Annotated in this window: 11 protein-coding genes and 1 pseudogene; 9 read left to right on the forward strand and 3 right to left on the reverse strand. The window is 72.1% G+C overall.

Annotated features, from left to right (window positions below; all coding sequences use genetic code 11):
• Positions 1-23: 23 nt before the first annotated feature.
• The 5 genes from EJC51_RS34715 to EJC51_RS34735 all read left to right on the forward strand — a co-directional run bounded on the left by EJC51_RS34715 (position 24) and on the right by EJC51_RS34735 (position 6,848).
• Positions 24-317 carry a DUF503 domain-containing protein gene (locus EJC51_RS34715; protein ID WP_018531172.1) on the forward strand — a complete coding sequence of 98 codons (294 nt, stop codon included), beginning with the start codon at positions 24-26 and terminating at the stop codon, positions 315-317.
• Positions 318-355: 38 nt separating this feature from the next.
• Positions 356-802 (forward strand): 30S ribosome-binding factor RbfA, encoded by a 447-nt coding sequence (rbfA, locus tag EJC51_RS34720; RefSeq protein ID WP_126274666.1) that lies wholly within the window; start codon positions 356-358, stop codon positions 800-802.
• On the forward strand, positions 799-1,704 hold the full coding sequence (gene truB, locus EJC51_RS34725; protein ID WP_079313071.1) for a tRNA pseudouridine(55) synthase TruB: 906 nt from the start codon (positions 799-801) through the stop codon (positions 1,702-1,704). Before rbfA ends, truB begins: the two co-directional genes overlap by 4 nt.
• A gap of 289 nt (positions 1,705-1,993) precedes the next feature.
• Complete coding sequence (locus EJC51_RS34730; protein ID WP_244362973.1) at positions 1,994-5,776, forward strand: trypsin-like peptidase domain-containing protein; 3,783 nt, start codon at positions 1,994-1,996, stop codon at positions 5,774-5,776.
• A 124-nt stretch (positions 5,777-5,900) separates the two neighbouring features.
• The gene (locus EJC51_RS34735; protein WP_126274668.1) at positions 5,901-6,848 is read left to right on the forward strand and encodes a bifunctional riboflavin kinase/FAD synthetase; all 948 of its coding nucleotides are present in this window, start codon (positions 5,901-5,903) and stop codon (positions 6,846-6,848) included.
• An 86-nt stretch (positions 6,849-6,934) separates the two neighbouring features.
• Here the strand turns inward: EJC51_RS34735 and EJC51_RS47900 are convergent, their stop codons facing one another.
• Complete coding sequence (locus EJC51_RS47900; protein ID WP_244362975.1) at positions 6,935-10,483, reverse strand: MinD/ParA family ATP-binding protein; 3,549 nt, start codon at positions 10,481-10,483, stop codon at positions 6,935-6,937.
• A gap of 513 nt (positions 10,484-10,996) precedes the next feature.
• A pseudogene (locus EJC51_RS49255) lies at positions 10,997-11,125 on the reverse strand (SCO5717 family growth-regulating ATPase); the annotation flags it as partial.
• A 483-nt stretch (positions 11,126-11,608) separates the two neighbouring features.
• Here EJC51_RS49255 and EJC51_RS34745 point away from each other — a divergent pair.
• A complete protein-coding gene (locus EJC51_RS34745; protein ID WP_126274669.1) occupies positions 11,609-13,108 on the forward strand; it encodes an outer membrane protein assembly factor BamB family protein in 1,500 nt (499 codons plus the stop codon).
• Positions 13,109-13,155: 47 nt separating this feature from the next.
• Here the strand turns inward: EJC51_RS34745 and EJC51_RS34750 are convergent, their stop codons facing one another.
• A complete protein-coding gene (locus EJC51_RS34750; RefSeq protein ID WP_126274670.1) occupies positions 13,156-13,461 on the reverse strand; it encodes a DUF397 domain-containing protein in 306 nt (101 codons plus the stop codon).
• A 268-nt stretch (positions 13,462-13,729) separates the two neighbouring features.
• Between EJC51_RS34750 and rpsO the strand changes: the two genes are divergently transcribed.
• The 3 genes from rpsO (at position 13,730) to EJC51_RS34765 (ending at position 17,957) form a co-directional block, all read left to right on the forward strand.
• Entirely contained in the window at positions 13,730-14,017 is a 288-nt protein-coding gene (gene rpsO / locus EJC51_RS34755) for a 30S ribosomal protein S15 (protein ID WP_097269600.1), read from the forward strand.
• A gap of 344 nt (positions 14,018-14,361) precedes the next feature.
• Entirely contained in the window at positions 14,362-16,581 is a 2,220-nt protein-coding gene (locus EJC51_RS34760) for a polyribonucleotide nucleotidyltransferase (protein ID WP_126274671.1), read from the forward strand.
• Positions 16,578-17,957: a M16 family metallopeptidase gene (locus EJC51_RS34765; RefSeq protein WP_126274672.1), complete on the forward strand. Its 1,380-nt coding sequence runs from the start codon at positions 16,578-16,580 to the stop codon at positions 17,955-17,957. The genes EJC51_RS34760 and EJC51_RS34765 overlap by 4 nt, the downstream gene beginning before the upstream one ends.
• Positions 17,958-17,970 lie beyond the last annotated feature (13 nt).

Raw genomic sequence — 17,970 nt, forward strand, 5'->3', positions numbered from 1 at the left:
CGGCGGGACATCCGGACACACACATGTATGTGGGGACTCTGTCCTTCGACCTGCTCCTCGGCGACGTCCACTCGCTGAAGGAGAAACGCTCACTCGTCCGTCCGATCGTGGCCGAGCTCCAGCGCAAGTACGCGGTGAGTGCGGCGGAGACGGGCAATCAGGACCTCCATCGCCGGGCCGAGATCGGGCTCGCGGTGGTATCCGGGGACACAGGCCACCTCACCGACGTGCTGGACCGCTGCGAGCGGCTGGTAGCCGGGCGGCCCGAGGTGGAACTGCTCTCGGTTCGACGCAGGCTCCACAGCGACGAAGACTGAAGCAAGCGGCAAGAAGAAGTAACTAAGGAGACGGACCAGTGGCCGACAACGCGCGGGCGAAGAGGCTGGCGGACCTCATCCGGGAGGTGGTGGCCCAGAAGCTGCAGCGGGGGATCAAGGATCCGCGGCTCGGCACCCACGTCACCATCACGGACACCAGGGTCACCGGTGACCTCCGGGAGGCGACCGTCTTCTACACGGTGTACGGGGACGACGAGGAGCGAGCGGCGGCGGCGGCCGGACTGGAGAGCGCCAAGGGCGTGCTCCGTTCCGCGGTCGGCGCGGCGGCGGGCGTGAAGTTCACCCCGACGCTCACCTTCGTGGCCGACGCCCTCCCGGACACCGCCCGGACCATCGAGGACCTCCTCGACAAGGCCCGCCAGTCCGACGAGAAGGTGCGCGAGGTCTCGGCCGGCGCCACCTACGCCGGTGAGGCGGACCCGTACCGCAAGCCGGGCGAGGACGAGGACGACACCTCCGAATGAACCGGAAGAGCACCACGCCCGACGGCCTTGTCATCGTCGACAAGCCGTCGGGCTTCACTTCGCACGACGTGGTCGCCAAGATGCGCGGGATCGCCAGGACCCGCCGCGTCGGCCACGCCGGCACCCTCGACCCCATGGCGACGGGCGTGCTCGTCCTCGGCGTCGAGAAGGCGACCAAGCTCCTGGGGCATCTCGCCCTCACCGAGAAGGAGTACCTGGGCACGATCCGGCTCGGCCAGACGACCCTGACCGACGACGCAGAGGGCGAGATCACGGGGTCGACAGACGCCTCGAAGGTCACCCGCGAGGCCGTCGACGCCGGGATCGCCAAGCTGACCGGCGACATCATGCAGGTGCCGTCCAAGGTCAGCGCCATCAAGATCGACGGCGTGCGCTCCTACAAGCGGGCGCGCGAGGGCGAGGAGTTCGAGATCCCGGCCCGCCCGGTGCGGATCTCGTCCTTCGCGGTGTACGACGTCCGGGACGCGGTCGCGGCCGACGGCACGCCGGTGATGGACCTGGTGGTGTCCGTGGTCTGCTCCTCGGGCACGTACATCCGGGCGCTCGCCCGTGACCTGGGCGCGGACCTGGGCGTGGGCGGCCACCTCACCGCGCTGCGCCGCACCCGCGTCGGCCCCTACAAGCTGGACTCGGCCAAGACGTTGGACCAGCTCCAGCAGGAGCTGACGGTCATGCCGATCGCCGAGGCCGCCGCGGCCGCGTTCCCGCGCTGGGACGTGGACGCCAAGCGGGCGAGGCTGCTCCTGAACGGCGTACGTCTGGAGATGCCCGACGCGTACGCGGGCCGCGGCGCGGTCGCCGTCTTCGACCCCGAGGGCCGTTTCCTCGCCCTGGTCGAGGAACAGAAGGGCAAGGCCAAGAGCCTGGCCGTCTTCGGCTGAGCCGCTCGATGACGCTCCGTCCGTGGAGCGGCGGTCACGGAGTACTCCGCCGCTCCACGGTCCCCCCTCGGTTCCCCCACCCCTAGGGTGTATCCACCCGCCCCCACCCATTCACCCGTCCGGGCAGGCGCTCGGAGTGAACCGGGGGAGCGGAAGGGGGCGCGTTCACCACGCGATCTGTCCCGCCGATCAGCCGGTGCCTACCGTCGAAGACGGGCCTGTCCCACGGACCACCCGACCGAGAGACGGCCCCGCGAGCACGGCAGCGCCACGGCGGGGAGGTTCGACCATGACGGGACGGGGCTCACGGGCGGCGGGGGGCCGTGGGCGGGAGTCGGAACGGGGGCACGGGGGAGTCCGGGCGCCGGGGAGTGGGGCAGGGTTCTCGGGGCCGGTCCGCGGGGCGGGGCTTTCGGACCCGGGGAGCGAAGCAGGAGTCTCGGGGGCGGCTCACGGCTCCGTGCCCGGGTGGGCGGCTGATCATGTGCTCGTCCGGGTGCGTGATCTGGCCGGGCGGCCCCGGGGCGTCGGGTTCGTCGCCGATCACCGGGGCACCGTGATCACCAGTCATGAGGTCGTCGACGGGCTGCCCCGGCTGCTGATGCACGCCGCCGAGGACCGGCACTGCGTGGTGACCGCCGACGCGGTGACGGCCCTGCCCGAGTTGAACCTGGCGCTCGTACGAACCGAGGGCCTGGGGGTCGACCCGTTGCCCGTCGGAGGGCGGGACGGCGTCGAGACCGGCGCCTATGTGCGGATCGCCGCCGGGTGCTGGCGCGAGGCGCGGGTGCTCGGGACCGGCTCCGTGACGTACACGGCGACGGACCGTTTCCATCTCCTCGACGGCGTGCTGGAGTTGGCGATCGGCACGGCGGGGCAGGACGCGCTGCGGCTCGGCGGCGGCGCGGCCGGGGGACCGGTCCTCGACGCCGCGACCGGCGCGGTGGTCGCCGTACTGGGCACCGCCCTGCAAAGCGGCCGGCGCGAGACCGGGTTCGCGGTGCCCCTCTTCCCGCCCCCGGACGGCCCCCTCGCCGACCTGCTCGCGGAGAACGCGGCGACCGTCCCCGCGTACGGCACCGACCTCAATCTGGCGGGCGTCCTGGAACTGACGGCCACCTCGGTGGGCCAGGACGGACCGCCGGGCGCGCTGGCCGGATACGTGGGCCGGGCCGCGGACACCCTCGGCCCCGGCGCCGTGGAACCGGTCCAACGGGCGGCCACGGCAGCGGAGTTCGAGGCGTTCGTCGAGGGCGACGCGGCCGTCCTCGCGCTCGTCGGACCGCCCGGCAGCGGTCGTACGACAGAACTCGCGTCCCTCGCCGCCCGCCGCAACCGGGGCGCCCGCCCCGCCCCCACCCTCTGGCTGCGCGGCGCCGACCTGAGGGACGAGGACACCTCGGTCGCCGACGCCGCCGAGAGGGCGGTGACGCGCGCCGCGCGGATCGTCGCCGCGTCACACTCCGCGGACGTGACCGACCTGGGCGACCTCACCCCGGCCCGCCTCTCCCGGCTGTCCCGCACGGCGGGCCGCCCCCTGCTCCTGCTCCTGGACGGCCCCGAGGAGATGCCCCCCGTCCTGGCCCACCGCCTGCCCGAGTGGACGGACGGCACGGCCCGCTGGCTCCGGGAGTCGGGGGCGAGGCTGGTGGTGGCGTGCCGGGCGGAGTACTGGGAGGGGGCGGGGGCCGGGTTTCCGGGGGAGATGCTGTACGGGGGTGGCGCAGGGCACCTCTGCGATGACGGGGGCTCGGCTTCGCCCACTGAAGGGGGGTCGCAGCACCCGGCCCGTCCGAAGCATGCGGTCCCGCAGCACCCGGCCCGTCCGGCGGATGCGGACCCGCGTCACCCGGCCCGTCCGGCGTCCGAGGACCCCGCCACCCCCACCCCCTGCGTCCACCTCACCGACCTCCAGGAGGACGAGGCCCGCACCGCTCGCGCCCGCTACCGCATCCCCGACGGCACCCTGCACCACCCCGACGCCCGCCACCCCCTCACCCTCCGCCTCCTCGCCGAGGTCCGCACCGCCCTCCCCGACGCCCCGCACGCCCCTGTCGACCGCGACGACGTCTTCGCGGCCTACCTCGACCTGATGTGCCTCCGCATCGCCGTCCGCCTCGCCGCCGAGAACGGCCTGCGCGGCACCGCCGTACGCCGCCTCGCGGCCAAGGTCTCCGGTCAGGTCCACGAGGCGGCCCGCCGCAGCCTCGGCCCCGGACAGGGCGAGTTGGACCGGGAGTCGTTCGAGGCGGTGTTTCCCTGGGGCCCCGCCCCGGCCCGCCTCGGCGGCGGCACCGGCTGGGCGTCCGCCGTCCTCACCGAGGGCCTCCTCGTCCCCGCCGGCAGCGGCTACCGCTTCGCCCACGAGGAACTCGCCGACTGGATCCAGGGCATCCACCTCGACCTGGACGAGGCCCTGCGCGCCCTCGTCCACCGCCGCCGCACCCACCCGGCCGACCGCCACCCGCTCCCCGTACCGCACCACCGCATCGGACCGGTCGTCCAGTCGCTGCTCCTCGTCGCCCGCCAGCAGGGCAGCCCGAGCCTCGCCCTCCGCCTGGAGGAACTGATCCAGGCACTGGACGCGGACCCGCACTCCTGGTGGGCGGCCCGCCTCCTCACCGAGTCCCTGCTCAGGGTCCCCGACGCGACCCCGTACACAGGGGTGTTGAGGCTGCTGGCGGACCGGGTGGCGGACTGGCGCGGACGGGAGCGGGAAGGCGTGTGCGAGGGCCCCGACACGGCGGCGGTGCGTCCCCTCACCTCCCACTTCCCACCCGCCTTCTGGCTGGCGCTCCCCCTCCCGTCGGTGACGCTCCTCGACCTGTTCCGCCGTCTCGTCCTGGCCGACGGCCCCCCGCAGGACACCGCCCCCCGCTTCCTGGATGCGGTCTCGCGCCTGCTCGCCGACGCCCCCGGCGCCGTACAGCCGCATCTCACCCGCTGGTTCGACGACGAGCGCCCGCTGCCCGCGACCCCGCACGCGACCGTCGCGAAGGCGGCGCAGGCGTTGCTGCACACGCACCGGCGGCTGGCGCTGGACGACCTGACGGAGGTGCTGGTCGACTGCGCGCACCGGAGGGCCGACGAGCTGCTGGCGGTGCTCGCGGAGGACGAGCCGTCGGCGTTGTGCCGGGCGGTGGACCGGTGGGCGCACGACGAGCGCCCGGACCGACGCGTCGCGGCGGTCGCCTACGGCCTGCGCGCCGCCCCGCACGTGACCACCGAGGCCGACCGCGAGCTGCTCCGCTACGCCGCCCTCACCCTCCTGGCCCGCCCCGCCGACTGCACCCTGCACGGCGGCGCGCTCGCGCTCCTCGTCCGCGACCCGCACACGCGGGCCCGCCATCTCCCGCAGGCCCTCGGCCACTTCGCGGCCGGCGACCCGCACTTCCCGCCGAGCGCGCTGGTCGCCGCCCTCACCACCCATCCCGAGCCGGTGCTCGACGCCTTCCGGGCCCGGCTGCGCCGCCCCGGTGCCGGAGAGGCGCTGCGCACGCTCGCCGACGTCACGCTGCCCACGCCGGCCCGCCGGATCGCCGTACTCGTACGGGAGGCCCTGGAGCAGCGGCCGGAGACCGCGGCGGACGTGGCCGCGTACGTCGACCGGCGCCTCGACCAGGGACCGGGGACCCGGGCCGTGCTCTTCCCTCTGGTCACCGGACTGCTGGAGGACGGCCCGGAGGAGGTGCGGACGGCTCTGGCCGCCGTCCTCGTCGCCCCCGGAACCGCCGCCTCCCACCCGCTGCGTCGAGAACTGCTCGAACACCTGTTGAGCCACGAGCGCGAGCCGGCCGTCCTGGACGCACTCCTGCGCGCCGCCACCCGCCACCCCTCGGGAGGCGACAGCCTGCGCGAGCTCGTCCACCGCATCGGCGTGCTGCTCGTGCGCACCCCGGACGGAGCGGCCCGTTTCGATCGCGCGCTGGTCGATCTGGGGCGCCGGAACCCCGGCTTCGCCGCCCAGGTGGCGGGCTGGCTGACCGACGCCCCACAGCGGTGGGCGGCCGTGGTCGGCCCCAGCAGCCGCCGCATGATCGAGAACCTGGCCGGGGTCAGAGTCCCCGCCTGACCCACGTGCGTCGAGTCACAGCGCCGATGCCGATGCGGGCCGGACGGGCGCGGCATGGCACCCTTAGACCTGCGTAAGAGGTAAGCCGTAAATACGGACACGGGTTCGATGAGGAGCGGTCACAGTGCAGCGCTGGCGTGGCTTGGAGGACATCCCCGAGGACTGGGGACGCAGCGTCGTCACCATCGGCTCCTACGACGGTGTCCACCGCGGACACCAGCTGATCATCCGGCACGCCGTCGACCGCGCCCGTGAGCTGGGCGTTCCCTCGGTCGTCGTCACCTTCGACCCGCACCCCAGCGAGGTCGTCCGCCCCGGCAGCCACCCGCCGCTGCTGGCCCCGCACCACCGCCGCGCCGAGCTGATGGCGGAGCTGGGCGTGGACGCGGTCCTGATCCTCCCCTTCACCACGGAGTTCTCGAAGCTCTCGCCCGCCGACTTCGTCGTCAAGGTCCTGGTCGACAAGCTGCACGCCAAGGCGGTCGTCGAGGGCCCCAACTTCCGCTTCGGCCACAAGGCCGCCGGGAACGTGGAGTTCCTCGCCGAGCAGGGCAAGGTGTACGACTTCGAGGTCGAGATCGTCGACCTGTTCGTCTGCGGTGAGGCGGGCGGCGGCGAGCCGTTCTCGTCCACCCTCACCCGCCGCCTGGTCGCCGCGGGTGACCTGACGGGCGCCCGCGAGATCCTGGGCCGCCCGCACCGGGTGGAGGGCGTGGTCGTACGCGGCGCGCAGCGCGGCCGCGAACTCGGCTTCCCCACGGCCAACGTCGAAACCCTCCCGCACACCGCCATCCCCGCCGACGGCGTGTACGCCGGCTGGCTGCACGTCGCGGGCGAGGCCATGCCGGCCGCCATCTCCGTCGGCACCAACCCGCAGTTCGACGGCACCGAACGCACGGTGGAGGCGTACGCCATCGACCGCGTCGGCCTCGACCTGTACGGGCTGCATGTCGCCGTGGACTTCCTGGCGTACGTCCGCGGCCAGGCGAAGTTCGACTCGCTGGAGGCTCTGCTGGAGCAGATGGCGGAGGACGTGAAGCGCTGCCGGGAGCTGGTGGCGGAGGCCGAGTAGCGGTCTTGCGGAGGTGAGAACGCCGAAGGGCGGCCGGTGCGGATGAGCACCGGCCGCCCTTCTGTGTCGTGAGGCCTGCCTACTGCCTACTGCTGGGGCGGTTGCGGGGGCTGCCCCGGCTGTCCGGGCTGTGCGGCCTGTCCGGGCTGGGGGTAACCGGGACCGGGCTGCTGCTGTTGCGGGTAGGGCTGCTGCGGCGGGTACGGCTGGCCGGGCTGCGGCTGCGGGTACGGCTGTCCTGGCTGGGGGTAGCCAGGGCCGGGCTGCTGCTGTTGCGGGTAAGGCTGCTGCGGATATGCCTGCCCCGGCTGGGCGTACTGCTGCTGGCCCGGCATCGGCGGGGCCGCCACCGGAGGCGGGTTGCCGTCGCTGGTCCACAGGCCGTGGGACTGCTGGTGGCGTACGAAGTCCTCGGCGACCATCGCCGCGAGGTTGAAGTACGCCTCGCGCACCTTGGGCCGCATCATGTCGAGGTCGACCTCGGCACCGGCGGCGAGGTGCTCGTCGAAAGGCACGACGACGACGCCGCGGCAGCGGGTCTCGAAGTGGCTGACGATGTCCTCCACCTTGATCATCTTGCCGGTCTCGCGGACACCGGAGATGACGGTGATGGACCGCGAGACGAGGTCGGCGTACCCGTGCGCGGACAGCCAGTCCAGTGTCGTACTGGCGCTGGAGGCGCCGTCGACGGACGGGGTGGAGATGATGATGAGCTGGTCGGCGAGGTCGAGCACGCCGCGCATGGCGGAGTAGAGCAGACCGGTACCGGAGTCGGTCAGGATGATCGGGTACTGCTTGCCCAGCACGTCGATGGCGCGCCGGTAGTCCTCGTCGTTGAAGGTCGTGGACACGGCCGGGTCGACGTCGTTGGCGATGATCTCCAGCCCCGAGGGCGCCTGGGAGGTGAACCGCCGGATGTCCATGTACGAGTTGAGGTATGGGATCGCCTGGACCAGGTCACGGATGGTCGCCCCGGTCTCGCGCCGGACGCGCCGCCCGAGCGTACCGGCGTCGGGGTTGGCGTCGATCGCGAGGATCTTGTCCTGGCGCTCGGTGGCGAGGGTGGAGCCGAGGGCGGTGGTCGTGGTCGTCTTGCCGACACCGCCCTTGAGGCTGATGACCGCGATCCGGTAGCAGGACAGCACGGGCGTCCGGATCAGCTCCAACTTCCGCTGCCGCTCGGCCTCCTCCTTCTTGCCGCCGATCTTGAAGCGGGAGGGCTGGGCCGCGGGACGGCTGCTCTTCGCCTTCTGCTTCTTGTTGTTGAGCAGCCGGTCGGACGACAGCTCCACGGCCGCCGTGTAACCGAGCGGCGCGGCACCGGGGTTGGTCATCTGCCGCTGGTCGTGCTGGATCGGCTGGGGCCAGGCGGTGCCGGTGCGGGGGTCGACAGGGGGGACCTGGGGGGTCGGAGCCGGAGCCGGGGCCGGGGGTTGGGCGTCGGCTTGGGGGTGGGGGTGGGGCTGGTCCGGTTGACCCGGCTGTGCGGGGGGCTGGGGGAAGCCGTAGCCGCCTTGGGCGTTGGGGGCGGGGACCGGCGCGCCGGGGTGCGGGAAGCCGTAGCCGGCCTGCGGGTTGGGCGTGGGGGTGGGCTGCGCCTGGGGTACGGCGGGCTGCGGCTGGCCCGGTTGCGCCGGGGGCTGGGGGAAGCCGTATCCGCCCTGGGGGGTCGGAGGTACGGGGGGCTGGGGGGCCTGGGGCGCGGGGGCCGGGGTGGGAAGGGCGTTGTCTTGCGGCTGCGGCTGCGGCTGCGGCTGCGGCTGGGCCTGGGGTGCGGCCGGATGCGGCTGGCCCGGCTGTGCGGGGGGCTGGGCGTTGTCGGGGGCGGCGGCCGAGGGCGGGAAGCCGTATCCGCTGGGCTGCGGGGCGGGCGCGGGGGTTCCACCCGGGTGGGGGAAGCCGTAGCCGCCTTGGGCGTTGGGGGCGGGGACCGGCGCGCCGGGGTGCGGGAAGCCGTATCCGCTGGGCTGCGGGGCGGGCGTGGGGGCTCCGCCGGGGTGGGGGAAGCCGTAGCCGGCCTGGGGGGCCGGGGCTGCCGGGGCCTGGGCGGCGGGCTGCTGGGTGGCCGGCGGGGTCGAGGGGGTGGGCTGCGGGTAGCCGTAGCCGTCCTGCGGGTTCGGCGCGGTGGGCTGCGGGAAGCCGTACCCGGCCTGTGGGGTCGGGGCTGCCGGGGGCTGGCCTGCGGGCTGCTGGGTGGCCGGCGGGTTCCAGGCGGCGGGCGCGGGCTGCGGTGCCTGCGGCTGGAACGGCGGTTGCTGCGGCGGCACGGGCGGCTGGTTCTCGGCGACCGCGGGCTGCGGCTGGGCGGGCGCCGCCGGGGTCGGCTGCTGCGGCTGGGGCTGCGCGGGCCACTGCGCCGCGGGCGCGGGCGCGGCAGGCTGGTACGACGGCGGCAGCGGCGGCATGCCGGGCTGCGGCGCGGGCGGGGGAGTCCAGGCGGGCGGTGCGTCCTGCGGAGCGGAGTTCTGCGGGGCGGCGTCCTGGGGGGCGCTGTCCTCGGGGGTGGCGTCGGAAGGCGCGGTGTCGGAGGGAGTCTCGGACGGCGCGGCGTCGGAAGGCGCGGTCTCCGCGGGGTTCGCGTCGGCCGGTACGGCGTCTGCGGGGCCCGAGTCGGAGGGGTCGGAGTCGGCGAGACCCGAGTCGCTGGGCTCGGCGTCAGCGGCTCCGGCATCCACCGGTTCCGCGTCGGCACGTACGGAGTTCACCGGCTCAGCGTCAGCGGGCCCGGCATCCACCGGCTCCACGTCACCAGGTACGGCATCGCCAGACCTGGCGTCCGCAGTCTCCGCGTCCGCCGCCTCAGCGTCCACAGTCGCCGGGACATCAGTCTCCGCGTCCGACTCCTCCGCGTTCACCGTCCCCGCGTCGGACTCATGCCCGTCCGCCGGTTCCACGTCGGCATCGGGTTCCGGAGCCACGGCGACGGGGGTTGTCGCACCGGCGTCGTGTTGCTCGGCGTCCGTCAGCTCCGCGTCCACCGCGCCGGCGTCCTCCGGCGCGGCACCTTCCCGCTCCGTCTCGCCGTCGGCACCGGTGTCTTCCGCCTCGGCCTCCGAAGCCTCCGTGGCCTCGATGTCAGCGTCTCCGGCCGGCGGAACGTCGCTGAAGGAGTCCGCGTCGAGGCCGGAGTCCTCACCGGCCCCGTCCTCGTCGCCCACGAGCGCCGCCTCATCGGCGTCACCGTCAACCGCATCGTCAACCGCACCGTCGGCATCGACGGCGACCTCCGCATCGGCGTCGGCAACGGCCTGCGCAGCCTCGTCGTCGACCGACGTCTGCTTCGCCTCCGCCCCGGCAGCGTGCTCCGCGATCTCACGCTTCAGGGCGACAGGGGAGAACCGCATGGTGGCGCCGCTTTCGAGGTCACCGTTCCCGGACTCCTCCGGCTCCTCGGCCGTAGGAGCGTCAGGAGACACCTCAGGCGCGGGCACCGGCGCCGGTGCGGGCAGCGTGAAGCTCGCCGGGGACGAGGAGGGAGCCGACGCCGGAGCGCCCCACGGCCCCTGCGGCCCGGGGATGTTCGGCAGGGCCGTAGGCGAGGCGGGGTCCCCGGCAGGAGCCTCGGTCCGGGCGTCGGCCTGCGAAGCCTGCGGCGGCTGCGGCTCGAACCCGCTCCCGACCGGAAGCCTCGGCACCGCCCCCGCCCCACCGTTCGGCGTCGCGGGCGGCTGGAAAGGCGCACCGGGAGCCGACGCGGGCGGAGCGAAGGGTGCCCCCGGTCCGGAAGAAGGCGGCGCCGGCGGGGTGAAAGGCGCACCCGGAGCCGAGGACACCGGCGGAGTGAAAGGCGCACCCGGAGCCGAGGACACCGGCGGAGTGAAGGGCGCACCCGGCCCCGACGACGGAGGCGCGGGCGGAGTGAAGGGAGCCCCGGGCCCGGAAGAAGGCGGCACCGGAGACGGAACAGCGGTCGGCCCCGAAGAGGCACCCTGCGGAAGCGAATGCGCAGGAGGAGTCAGCCCAGGCAACGAGGACGCGGCCCAGTCGACAGGAGAGGGAACACCGCCCGAAGCCCCACCGGACGCGCCCCCGGCCGGCGACCCCGCCGTACCCGAAGAGCCCCCCGTACCCGACGAACCAGCCGAACCAGCTGAATCCCCCGACCCCCCCGAATTCCCCCCGTCGTTCGACCCCCCAGACGCATTCTGCGTGTACCACGCAGGCGGCGCATAGTCGATGGTGAACTCGCCCGTCATCTCGCTGGCGGACTCCGCGTCGGGCTGGTCATCGCCGGGTGTGGCCCAGCCCCCGCGGATCCCGTCCCGATCGCTGCTCACAATTCCTCCTGATGTGGTCGAGCACCCTCATACCGTGCTAGGGGCGACCTGTTCTTGTCGTCTTCTAGTCGTCCGAAGTCGTTCGAGGTCGTCCGATCCCGCCGGCTCTCCCCCTGGGACGCCGACGCCCGGTCCACGGGTTCTGGCGTCGCGCCCGGTACCAGCCTAATCACCACAAGCCCCACCCCGGCAGGCCCGTCCGCCCCCGAGCAGCCGTCCGCTGCGTCACAACCTGCCCAGAAGTGGCGTACACAGCTTTCGCATCGGTGAGGAAAAGGGGCGATGTCGGTGAATACCCCGAACACAAACGGAAGGTGACGCCGACCGGCCGCCCGCCGTCCCGAAGCGCCTTGCCCCGCAAGGGTGTTGAGAGCGACGGCCGGACACCCCGCTCCCGGCCCGCGTCCGGTCGGCGGGCATAGTTGGGCCGATCCGAACGTGATCAGGTCGGATTCCGGCCAGAAACAGAAAGGGCGCTTCCGCGTGAGCTTCGGCCCGCCTCCCTCGATCTACACCCAATCCGCACTCGCGGCCGACACCGCCCGCAAGCGTCGCCGCACGAAGCTGCTGGGCGCGGTGGCGGTCGTCGTGACCCTCCTCGTGCTGGCCGGAGGCAGCTGGTTCCTCGCGTCCGGCGACGACAGCGCGCCCGCCGACGCCAAGGGTCCCGTCGTACAGAGCCCCGATGCCGTCAGGGAGACGACCGAGAAGGTCCCCGGCTCACCCGAGGGCCAACTGATGCTGGAGCACGACGAGGAGAACCTCTCCAAGGCCACCGACGCCGCTCCCCGCTACGCGCCCGGCACCTGGGCCACCGACAAGGTCATGGTCAAGGGCGTCGCCAACCGCCTGGAGGGCTACAACATCGCCCTCGACGCCGACGAGAAGGCCTGGACCCTCAAACTGGGCGGCCACCTCTGCGCCACCAGCCGGCATGTCACCGCGGACGGCCGTACCGCCGTCGTCATCCAGCCCCCGCGGCCCGAGGACTCGGAGAAGAGCGGCGTCTGCGACCAAGTGGTGTTCTTCGACCTGAACACCGGCAAGAAGCTGTGGCAGAAGCAGATGCCGGCCGCGAGCTCCGCCTTCGTCACCAACACCAACCTCACCCTGACGAAGGGCGTCGTCGCCGTGGCCTGGGGGCAGGGCTCGGTGGCGTACGACATGAAGACCGGCGCGAAGCTCTGGAACAGCGCCCTCGGCGACGAGTGCCAGGACAAGGCCTTCGCCGGCGGCCGCGCCCTGCTGGCCCTGCGCGGCTGCGGCTCGCTGCCCGACGTCAGGTACCAGGTGCAGAAGGTCGACCCGCGCACCGGCAAGCCCGTGTGGACGTACAAGGTCTCCGACGGGGTCCAGAGCGTGTACCTGCCCTCGTCGGACCCGCCGGTGCTCGTCGTCGCCGCCGGGGACAGCCTCCCGACCGACGTCATCACCCTCGACGCGAACGGCAAGCACCGCTCCACCATCTCGCTGGACGGCTACGACGCGAAGTGCGGCGAGCGGTACTTCGGGTCGCCGTACTTCGGCGTGTACGAGAACTGCGACGGCATCGTCGTCGGACGCACCCAGGCCTATCTCCTGAGCAAGGAGAACATCGCCACCGGCGAGCCCTCCGACTGGATCGTGGCGTTCGACCTCGCCACCGGCAGGACGGCCGGCAAGTTCGAGGGGCGTGAGTTCCAGACGGTCTATCCCCTCCGGACGAGCGGCGACGACCTGCTCATCTACCGCCGCGGCGCGGGCACCGTCGCCCCGGCGGCCGTGGTGCGCTGGAACCCGCGCACGGACAAGGAGACCCCGCTCCTCCTGTTCACCCTCCCGGAGGAGGACGACGCCGACCTCAGCGACCCGGAACGGTCGGACATCCTCTACCAGCAGGGCCGGGTCTTCTTCGGCAAGCGCGAACTGGTCCGCGACGACAAGTCCCCGACCGACCCGGCACTGATGGCGATCGCCTTCGGAAGCGCAGGACTGAAGCACTGAGACAGGTGAAGGGGCGGTACGCGCGCGTACCGCCCCTTCACCTCGCCCTACCTTCTCTGCTCGCCCTGCTTCTCCGCCGATTCCTCCGGCGCCGGATCCAGGTCGAACTCCCCGTCCCGCGCCCCCAGCACGAAGGCCGTCCACTCCGCCTCCGTGTAGCGCAGCACGGTGTCCGGGTCGAGCGAGGACCGCATGGCCACGGCGCCCTCGGGCAGGTACGCGATCTCGACCCGCTCCTCGTGCTCCTCCGTGCCCGGCGCGCAGTGCCACTCGACGCCGGAGATGTCGAGCGCGTAGAGCTCGTCCCGCTCCCGCTCCTTGCGCGCCTTGATCTCCTCTGCCGTCTCCGCCATGCCCAGCGACCCCTTCCCGACGTCGTACGATCTGCCGTCACCCTAGTGGCCGCACATCCCCGTTCCGGGTGGTTATGGAACCCGGGAGAAGGTGCCCACCTGTGCCTGGTACCCTGAGTGACGGCCGTTTGTGTACGCACCCCCGGAGTCCCTCGAAGGACCCTGGAGGCCGCGCCCAGCGGATCCCCGCCTCCCGAGTAACGGAAGCTCCCCCGAGACACAGACCGGGGGCACTCGGTGGCCATTTTCAGACTACGAGGAGTTTCGAGTGCCGCTCGACGCCGCAGTGAAGAAGCAGATCATCGCCGAGTTCGGTCAGAAGGAGGGCGACACCGGCTCCCCCGAGGTCCAGGTCGCCATGCTTTCGCGCCGGATCTCGGACCTGACCGAGCACCTCAAGACCCACAAGCACGACCACCACTCCCGCCGTGGTCTGCTGATCCTGGTCGGTCAGCGCCGCCGCCTTCTCCAGTACCTGGCGAAGAAGGACATCCAGCGCTTCCGTACGCTGGTCGACCGCCTCGGCATCCGCCGTGGTGCGGCGGGCGCCAAGTAAGACGCCGTGAAGGGAGCGGTTCCCACTTGTTCGGGGGCCGCTCCCTTTGCCGTACGTGCGGAGACATGCGGAGTGTCACTGCCTCTTTGTAGTGTGGTAGCACAACGCAATACGTACGACACAGCGTGATTTCGCTTACCCACAGGGGTAAGGGCGAGATCGCAAGAAGAACAAGACGAACGAGGAGAAGCGCACCTCGCCGCCGCCGGTCCTCGGTAGTGGCCCCCGGGGGAAGTGAGCCCGGGTGCTTCGATCGAAGACCGGCCCGCACTGAACGGAGCGCTTCTCCGCAACCGTCCCCCCGCCACACGGGCGAGAGGGACGAAGACGAGGAGAAAACGCTAGTGGAGAACGAGACCCACTACGCCGAGGCCGTCATCGACAACGGCTCCTTCGGCACCCGCACCATCCGCTTCGAGACGGGCCGCCTGGCCAAGCAGGCCGCCGGCTCCGCCGTGGCGTACCTGGACGACGACACCATGGTGCTGTCGGCCACCACCGCCTCCAAGAACCCCAAGGACCAGCTCGACTTCTTCCCGCTGACGGTGGACGTCGAGGAGCGGATGTACGCCGCCGGCAAGATCCCCGGCAGCTTCTTCCGCCGTGAGGGCCGGCCGTCCGAGGACGCGATCCTCACCTGCCGCCTCATCGACCGCCCGCTGCGCCCGTCCTTCAAGAAGGGCCTGCGCAACGAGATCCAGGTCGTCGCCACGATCATGGCGCTCAACCCCGACCACCTGTACGACGTCGTGGCGATCAACGCCGCCTCCGCGTCCACGCAGCTGGCCGGTCTGCCCTTCTCCGGCCCGATCGGCGGCGTCCGCGTCGCGCTGATCAACGGCCAGTGGGTGGCCTTCCCGACGCACTCCGAGCTCGAGGACGCCGTCTTCGACATGGTCGTCGCGGGCCGCACCCTGGAGGACGGCGACGTCGCGATCATGATGGTCGAGGCCGAGGCGACCGAGAAGACCATCCAGCTGGTCAAGGGCGGTGCCGAGGCGCCGACCGAGGAGGTCGTCGCCGCCGGTCTGGAAGCCGCGAAGCCCTTCATCAAGGTGCTCTGCAAGGCCCAGGCCGACCTCGCGTCGAAGGCCGCCAAGCCGACCGGCGAGTTCCCGATCTTCCTCGACTACCAGGACGACGTCCTGGAGGCGCTCTCCGCCGCCGTCCGCCCGGAGCTCGCCTCCGCGCTGACCATCGCCGCCAAGCAGGAGCGCGAGGCCGAGCTGGACCGCGTCAAGGCGCTCGCCGCCGAGAAGCTCCTGCCGGAGTTCGAGGGCCGCGAGAAGGAGATCTCCGCCGCGTACCGCTCCCTGACCAAGCAGCTCGTCCGCGAGCGCGTGATCAAGGAGAAGAAGCGCATCGACGGCCGTGGCGTGACGGACATCCGTACGCTCGCCGCCGAGGTCGAGGCCATTCCGCGCGTGCACGGCTCCGCGGTGTTCGAGCGTGGCGAGACCCAGATCCTGGGCGTCACCACCCTCAACATGCTCCGCATGGAGCAGCAGCTGGACACCCTCTCCCCGGTGACCCGCAAGCGGTACATGCACAACTACAACTTCCCGCCGTACTCCACCGGCGAGACCGGCCGCGTCGGCTCCCCGAAGCGCCGCGAGATCGGCCACGGCGCCCTCGCCGAGCGCGCCCTGGTCCCGGTCCTGCCGACGCGCGAGGAGTTCCCCTACGCGATCCGTCAGGTCTCCGAGGCGCTGAGCTCCAACGGCTCGACGTCCATGGGCTCGGTCTGCGCCTCCACCATGTCGCTGCTGAACGCCGGTGTGCCGCTGAAGGCCCCCGTCGCCGGTATCGCCATGGGCCTCATCTCCCAGGAGATCGAGGGCGAGACGCACTACGTCACCCTCACCGACATCCTCGGTGCGGAGGACGCCTTCGGCGACATGGACTTCAAGGTCGCCGGCACCAAGGAGTTCGTCACCGCCCTCCAGCTCGACACCAAGCTGGACGGCATCCCGGCCTCCGTCCTGGCCGCCGCCCTCAAGCAGGCCCGTGACGCCCGCCTCCACATCCTCGACGTGATGATGGAAGCGATCGACACGCCGGACGAGATGTCCCCGAACGCCCCGCGGATCATCACCGTCAAGATCCCCGTGGACAAGATCGGTGAGGTCATCGGCCCCAAGGGCAAGATGATCAACCAGATCCAGGAGGACACCGGCGCCGAGATCACGATCGAGGACGACGGCACCATCTACATCGGTGCCGCCGACGGCCCGGCCGCCGAGGCCGCCCGCGCCACGATCAACGGCATCGCCAACCCGACCATGCCGGAGGTCGGCGAGCGCTACCTGGGTACGGTCGTCAAGACCACCACCTTCGGCGCGTTCGTCTCGCTGCTCCCGGGCAAGGACGGTCTGCTGCACATCTCGCAGATCCGCAAGCTCGCCGGCGGCAAGCGCGTGGAGAACGTCGAGGACGTCGTCGGCGTGGGCCAGAAGGTCCAGGTCGAGATCGCCGAGATCGACTCCCGCGGCAAGCTCTCCCTGATCCCCGTGATCGAGGGCGAGGAAGGCTCCGAGGACACGAAGGACGACACCGACAAGTGACGTCTAGTAGCTCCACGGCGACGGCCCGCACCTCCTCGGAGGCGCGGGCCGTCGCCCGTACCCAAACCCTGATCAAGGGCGAGAACGGCATCGGTACGGTCCGCAAGACCACCCTCCCGGGCGGCCTGCGCATCGTCACCGAGACGCTGCCCTCGGTCCGCTCCGCGACCTTCGGCATCTGGGCCCACGTCGGCTCCCGCGACGAGACCCCGTCCCTGAACGGCGCCACCCACTACCTGGAGCACCTGCTCTTCAAGGGCACCACCCGCAGGTCGGCGCTGGACATCTCGTCCGCCCTCGACGCGGTCGGCGGCGAGATGAACGCGTTCACGGCGAAGGAGTACACGTGCTACTACGCGCGCGTGCTCGACGCCGACCTCCCGCTCGCCATAGACGTCGTCTGCGACATGCTCACGGGCTCCCTCATCCTCGAAGAGGACGTCAACGTCGAGCGCGGCGCGATCCTCGAAGAGATCGCCATGACCGAGGACGACCCGGGCGACTGCGTGCACGACCTGTTCGCGCACACCATGTTCGGCGACAACCCCCTCGGCCGCCCGGTCCTCGGCACCGTCGACACCGTCAACGCCCTGACCGCCGACCGCATCCGCCGCTTCTACAAGAAGCACTACGACCCGACCCACCTGGTCGTGGCCGCCGCGGGCAACATCGACCACAACAAGGTCGTACGACAGGTCCGCGCGGCCTTCGAGAAGGCGGGCGCCCTCAAGAACACCGACGCCACGCCCATCGCCCCGCGCGACGGTCGGCGCGCCCTGCGCACCGCGGGCCGCGTGGAGCTGATCGGCCGCAAGACCGAGCAGGCCCATGTCGTCCTCGGCATGCCGGGCCTGGCCCGCACGGACGAGCGCCGCTGGGCCCTCGGCGTCCTCAACACGGCCCTGGGCGGCGGCATGTCCTCCCGACTGTTCCAGGAGGTCCGCGAGAAGCGCGGCCTGGCCTACAGCGTGTACTCGTACACCTCGGGCTTCGCCGACTGCGGTCTCTTCGGCGTCTACGCCGGCTGCCGGCCCTCGCAGGTCCACGACGTGCTGAAGATCTGCCGCGACGAACTCGACCACGTCGCCGAGCACGGCCTGTCCGACGACGAGATCGCCCGCGCCATCGGCCAGCTCCGGGGTTCGACGGTCCTCGGCCTGGAGGACACCGGCGCGCTGATGAACCGCATCGGCAAGAGCGAGCTGTGCTGGGGCGAGCAGATGTCCGTCGACGACATGCTCACCCGGATAGCCTCGGTCACCCCGGACGACGTCCGCGCGGTCGCCCGAGACATCCTGGGGCAGCGGCCCTCGCTGTCGGTCATCGGCCCGCTCAAGGACAAGCAGGCGTCCCGACTGCACGAGGCCGTGGCCTAACCCCCTTCTGTTC

Source organism: Streptomyces aquilus (assembly GCF_003955715.1).
Classification (GTDB): Bacteria; Actinomycetota; Actinomycetes; order Streptomycetales; family Streptomycetaceae; genus Streptomyces; species Streptomyces aquilus.

Excerpts from the sequence above, each read along its gene's own strand:
- truB (WP_079313071.1), top strand. The coding sequence starts at position 799 with ATGAACCGGAAGAGCACCACGCCCGACGGCCTTGTCATCGTCGACAAG.
- EJC51_RS34715 (WP_018531172.1), top strand. The coding sequence starts at position 24 with ATGTATGTGGGGACTCTGTCCTTCGACCTGCTCCTCGGCGACGTCCAC.
- EJC51_RS34730 (WP_244362973.1), top strand. The coding sequence starts at position 1,994 with ATGACGGGACGGGGCTCACGGGCGGCGGGGGGCCGTGGGCGGGAGTCG.
- EJC51_RS34750 (WP_126274670.1), bottom strand. The coding sequence starts at position 13,461 with ATGGCGGAGACGGCAGAGGAGATCAAGGCGCGCAAGGAGCGGGAGCGG.